This is a genomic window from Lentzea sp. NPDC060358 (assembly GCF_042725365.1).
Taxonomy (GTDB): domain Bacteria; phylum Actinomycetota; class Actinomycetes; order Mycobacteriales; family Pseudonocardiaceae; genus Lentzea.
In genome coordinates this window covers 1-3117 of sequence record NZ_JBHXCW010000426.1, presented here as the reverse complement: position 1 = coordinate 3117, position 3117 = coordinate 1, and the positions used below count along the sequence as shown (strand labels likewise).

Genomic DNA, 3117 nt, shown 5'->3' with positions numbered 1-3117 from the left:
GATCACGGGTGGGGGCCGGAGGCGTCGGACGGGACTAGCTGACCGGGACCGGTTCCTTCTTGTCGTCGCCGGGCCGCTCCCCCTTGGGGGACAGCTCGTCGAGAGCGGTGCCTTCGACGTCCAGCTCGGGCAGCCAGCGCAGGAACTTCGGCAGCCACCAGGCGCGCTCGCCCAGCAGGGCGAGGGCGGCCGGCACGAGCACCATGCGGACCACGAACGCGTCCACGAAGATGCCCACGGCCAGGGCGAACGCGATCGACTTCACGGTCGGCTCGCCCGCGGGGACGAAGCCCGCGAAGACCGAGAACATGATCAGCGCCGCGGCCACGACGACCGGGGCCGCCTGGCGGAAGCCCGTGGTGATGGCTTCGATCGGCTTGGCGCCGCGGTGGTGCGCCTCGTGCATCCGGGACACCAGGAAGATCTGGTAGTCCATGGCGAGGCCGAACAGGATGCCGATCACCAGGATCGGCGTGAGGCTGATCAGCGGGCCGGTGCCGTCCAGGTTGACCGCGTCGGCGAGCCAGCCCCACTGGAACACCGCGACGGTGGCGCCGAGCGACGAGCCGATGGTGAGCAGGAAGCCCAGCACGCCGACGAGCGGCACCAGCAGCGAGCGGAACACCAGGATCAGCAGCACCAGGGCGAGGCCCACGACCACCGCGAGGTAGATCGGCAGCGCGCGGTCGAGCGACGTGGCCACGTCGACGCTCACGGCGGTGGCGCCGGTGACGTAGGCCTTGCCGCCGTCCAGGCCGGACAGCTCGGCGCGCAGGTCGGCGACCAGCTGTTCGGTCTCCGTGCTGTCCGGGCCGGACTTCGGGATGACGGTGAGCATCGCGGACCCGCCGTCCTGGCTGGGCACGGCGGGCGTCACCAGGGCGACGTCGGACAGCTTCGCGATCGGCTCGGCGGCCTTGGTGGCGGTCGCCGCGGCGCCGTCACCCTCGACGAGCACGATGATCGGGCCGTTGAAGCCCTCGCCGAAGCCCTCCGCGAGGATGCGGTCGGCGCGCTCCTGCGTGGAGCCGGCCGGCGGCCGCTGGATCAGCGTGGTGTCCATGGAGGCCACCGGGATCGCGACGATGCCGAGCGCCACGACCGACAGCAGCAGGGCCACCACGCGGTTGCGGGTGATCGCGCCGCCCCAGCCGCGGATGACGCCGCGGTCCTTGGGCTCGACGGGGTTCTCGGCGGTGGCCGAGCGCTCCTTGCGGGTCAGCACCCGGCGGCCGAGCATGGCCAGCACGGCGGGCACCAGCGTGATGGCGATCAGCACGGACACGACGATCGTGGCCGCGGCGGAGACGCCCATCTGCGTGAGGAACGGGATGCCGGCGATCGCGAGGCCCACCAGCGCGATGACGACGGTCAGACCGGCGGTGACGACCGCGGACCCGGCCGTGCCGACCGCGGTGGCGACGGCGTGGCCGACGTCCGAGCCGCGCCGCAGCTCCTGGCGGTAGCGGTTGATGATGAACAGCGCGTAGTCGATGCCGACCGCGAGACCCAGCATCGAGGCGAGGATCGGCGTGGTCGACTGCAGGTCCATGAACCCGGTCGCGATGGTGATGCCGAGCGTGCCGATGCCGACGCCGATGCCGGCGCTCAGCAGGTTCATGCCGGCGGTCACGAGCGAGCCGTAGGTCAGCGCGAGCACGACGAGCGCGAGCACGACACCGATGGCCTCGGTGGGCCCGCCGACGTGCGGCGTCTCCTGCATCGCGGTGCCGGACAGCTCGACGGTCAGCCCGGCCGCGCGCGCCTTGTCGGCGGCCTTGGTGAGCTCGGCGCGCTGCTCGTCGGTGACCTCGCCGGGCTTCACGTCGTAGGTGACGGTGCTGTAGCCGACCTCGAGGTCCTTGTTGACGCTGGGCGCCGCCGGGTCGAGCGGGTTGGTCGCCGACCGCACGCCCTTCAGCCCGGACTCGTCGGCCACCAGGTCGGTGATCGTCTTGACGTGCTGCGGGAGCTTCTGGCCCTCGGGGGCCTTGATGACGACACGGGCGGAGGCGGTCTCACCGGAGCCGAACTTCTGCTGGATCCGCTCGAGCGCGGTCGTCGACTCCTGGCCGGGGATGGACATGGAGTTCGACGTCTCGCCGCCCAGCGTGAAGGCGCCGACACCGGAGCCCACGAGCACGAGCAGCCAGATCAGGACGACCAGGAGGCGGTGCCGGTGTGCACCCTTGCCCAGTCTGTAGAGCAGTTTCGCCATGGTGGTCAGGCCTCCCGGTGCCCGAGTGCGTCGTAACAGGTAGCGAGGATCAGGGGGCGCCACGTCGTCTTGTCGCCACCCTCCTGGTTGGCCAGGAGGGTGAGGACGGCCATGGCGCTGAGCGCGCCGACGATCCGGATGGCGCGCGGCAGTTCTTCGTCGGGCTTGATGACGAACATCTCGTTGAGCAGCAGCTCGTCCTGCGCCTGCTGCGGGTCCTCACCGGGCGCCGTCATCGACCGGAACAGCAGCGACACCATTCCCGGCCGGTCCAGCGCGTAGTCGGTGAGCAGCTCGATCGACCGGCGTTCCCGCGCGGGCCCAGCCGGCAGGTCGGCGACGAGGTCGAGCACGTGCCGGCAGATCACCCGGCTCTGCTCCCAGGCCGCCTCGAAGAGGGCGTCCTTGCTCGGGAAGTGGTGCAGCAGGCCGGCCTTGGACAGGCCGACGGCGTCGGCGAGCGACTTCAACGAGGTCTGTTCGAAGCCGTGCCGCGCGAAGAGGGCGGCGGCGGCGTCGAGGATCGTCTCGTCGACTCCGGCCCTGAGCGGTCGTGGCATGTCGATGACTTTACGTCGTTTACCGACCGGTTCGGTAGGTAAACCGACCGATCCGGTCGGTGGCCTTCGTCACTCCAACGGGGGAGCGGTACCCGAAATCGGATACCCGTGGTCATGGGGAGGCACCACGATGGGCGGGTGATCGCGATGCGCGCCGTGGTGGAGGTGACCGGCAGCTACGTCGAGCTGTCCGGCCGGATGGAGCGCGACCTGTTCGGCCGGGCGTTGGCGGACACCGCCACCGGTGCGCGGGTCGTGCCCGGTTGCTGCTCCGGCCTGGAGAACTGACGGGACCGGCTGCTGCTGCTCGACGGTGAGGTGCCCTGGCTCGGGCACCTC

At 71.0% G+C, this 3117-nt stretch carries 3 protein-coding genes; 1 reads left to right on the top strand and 2 read right to left on the bottom strand.

Annotation, left to right across the window (positions count from 1 at the left end):
* Window positions 1–34 precede the first annotated feature (34 nt).
* The gene (locus ACFWGZ_RS40440; protein WP_382456880.1) at window positions 35–2218 is read right to left on the bottom strand and encodes an MMPL family transporter; all 2184 of its coding nucleotides are present in this window, start codon (window positions 2216–2218) and stop codon (window positions 35–37) included.
* Window positions 2219–2223: 5 nt separating this feature from the next.
* Complete coding sequence (locus ACFWGZ_RS40435; RefSeq protein ID WP_382456879.1) at window positions 2224–2778, bottom strand: TetR/AcrR family transcriptional regulator; 555 nt, start codon at window positions 2776–2778, stop codon at window positions 2224–2226.
* A gap of 138 nt (window positions 2779–2916) precedes the next feature.
* On the opposite strand from ACFWGZ_RS40435, the gene ACFWGZ_RS40430 reads away from it, so the two are divergent.
* Window positions 2917–3066 (top strand): hypothetical protein, encoded by a 150-nt coding sequence (locus ACFWGZ_RS40430; protein ID WP_382456878.1) that lies wholly within the window; start codon window positions 2917–2919, stop codon window positions 3064–3066.
* Window positions 3067–3117: the final 51 nt, after the last annotated feature.

Bases quoted from the DNA above. Each gene is read 5' to 3' on its own strand.
- ACFWGZ_RS40440 (WP_382456880.1), bottom strand. From the start codon at position 2,218: ATGGCGAAACTGCTCTACAGACTGGGCAAGGGTGCACACCGGCACCGC.
- ACFWGZ_RS40435 (WP_382456879.1), bottom strand. From the start codon at position 2,778: ATGCCACGACCGCTCAGGGCCGGAGTCGACGAGACGATCCTCGACGCC.